We start from the raw sequence: 2,016 nt of genomic DNA, 5'->3' as shown, positions 1-2,016 counted from the left end.
GATGTCGGGCGAGTGGCAGCAGCTCGCAAACCAGGCGACCAGCGCGCCACCGCGGAAGACGGGGGTGGCGACCGTGATGTCGTTGACCTGCCCGGCCGTCATCCACGGGTCGTTGGTGATGAGTACGTCACCGTCGGCGAGTGCGCCGGGCGGGTACTTCGCCACGATGTGGCCCATCCCGGTCGCCATGGCGTTGATGTGGCCCGGGGTGCCGCCGGAGGACTGACCGATCATCTGGCCCCGGCTGTCGAACACGGCGCAGGCGAGGTCGAGGGATTCGCGCACCACGGGGCTGAAGGCGGTGTTCACCAGTGCGGCCTGCTGTTCGTCGAGCAGGGAGTGCAGCCGGTTGCTCACCAGCCCGACCACGACCGGGTCGACCGGGTCGGCCGTGGCGCCCGGGTGGGCGGGGTCGGTGGGGCGAGCGGGAACGGGGACGGTGGTCATCGGGTCCCTCCTGAAACGAACTCGACGAGGATGCTGCTGTCGTCGGTGACGGTGCAGCGGGCCGCGGGTGGGACGACCAGCGTCGACTCCCGCTCCTGCACCAGTGCCGGGCCTTCGACGACGGTGCCGGTGGCCAGCCGGTAGCGGTCGTAGACGGCGGTGGACACATAGCCCCCGGCTGCGGGGAAGTAGGCGTCGCGGTGGCCGACGAGGGCGTCGGCGGACTCCGCCGGCCGGTCCAGCCGCAGCCGGGCCTGGGGGTCCGGTCCCCGCGAGGCGACCCGCCAGGTGAGGATCTCGGTCTCGACCCCTACCGGGGCGACGGACCCGAACCGCTGCCGGTACTGCTCGGCGAAGCTCTCCGCGAGGGCCTCGCGCCAGTCGTCCCCCAGCTCGGGCACGGGCACTTCGATCTCGCTGCCCTGCCCGGCGAAGCGCATGTCCAGGGTGCGCTCGTGCGTGATGTCCGCGGCCGGCGTCCCGGAGCCGGACAGCACCTCGGTGCCCTCGCGTTCCATCTCCGCGAAGACCTCCTCGACCGTACCGGGTGCGAGGGTGCCGAGTGCGGCGTAGCGCGAGCGGACGATGTCGATGGACATCGGTGCGGACAGGAATCCCAGCGCGCTCAGGACGCCTGCGGCCGGGGGCACCACCACGGCGGAGGAGCCGAGCGCTGCGGCCACTCCGGGACCGTGCAGGGGGCCGTTGCCGCCGGAGACGAACAGCGGCAGACGTGCGGGGTCCTGACCCCGTTCGATCGCGTGCACACGGGCCGCGTTCGCCATGCTCTCGTTGGCCGTCGCGTGGATGCCCCACGCCGCCTCCGCCACGCCGACACCGAGCTTCCGCGCGATCTGCTCCTCGATGGCGGCGGACGCCGCGGCCGCGTCGAGCGCCATGTCGCCGCCGAGGAAGCGGGAGGGGTCCAGATATCCGAGGACGACGTCGGCGTCGGTGACGGTGCACCGGGTGCCGCCGCGGCCGTAACTCACGGGGCCGGGCTCCGAACCGGCGGAGTCCGGGCCGACGGTGATCAGGCCGAGCGAGTTGACCCTGGCCACCGAGCCGCCGCCCGTCCCGATCTCGATCATGTCGATGACCGGGGCCCGCACGGGAAGACCGGAACCGGCGCGCAGCCGGTACACCCGGTCCACCTCGAAGGTGTGGGTGACCAGGGGGCGGTTGCCCTCGATGATGCACAGTTTGGCGGTGGTGCCGCCCATGTCGAAGGCGACCTGGTCGGGCCGGTCCGCGGCGCGCCCGAAGGCGATCGCTCCGAGGGCGCCGCCCGCCGGCCCGGACTCCAGCATCCGGATCGGGAACCGCCGGGCCACGTCGATCGCGGCGACCCCGCCGTTCGACAGCATGATCAGCGGATCACGACGCAGGCCGAGACCCCGCAACCGGTTGCGGAGGTCCTCCAGGTAGGTCTCGACGAGCTGCTGGACGTAGACGTTGGCCAGGGTGGTCGAACTCCGCTCGTACTCACGGATCTCGGGGTTCACCTCACTGGACAGCGCCACACGCAGCTCCGGTGCGGCAGCCTGGATGATCTCCCGGGCCTGCCGC

At 72.2% G+C, this 2,016-nt stretch carries 2 protein-coding genes; both read right to left on the bottom strand.

From position 1 onward, the window contains the following. Window positions 1-447, bottom strand: a 447-nt coding sequence (locus IH13_RS0122985; protein WP_031087357.1) for a hydantoinase B/oxoprolinase family protein, incomplete at its 3' end; no start/stop codon positions are given. Then, the coding region (locus IH13_RS0122980; RefSeq protein WP_031087355.1) for a hydantoinase/oxoprolinase family protein at window positions 444-2,016 on the bottom strand (1,573 nt) is incomplete at its 5' end. The genes IH13_RS0122985 and IH13_RS0122980, both read right to left, overlap by 4 nt.

Origin of the sequence: Streptomyces sp. NRRL WC-3549, assembly GCF_000721935.1 — a bacterium.
GTDB lineage: Bacteria > Actinomycetota > Actinomycetes > Streptomycetales > Streptomycetaceae > Streptomyces.
Note: the sequence above shows the minus strand (reverse complement) of the source record. Positions and strands in the feature narration are given on the sequence as shown.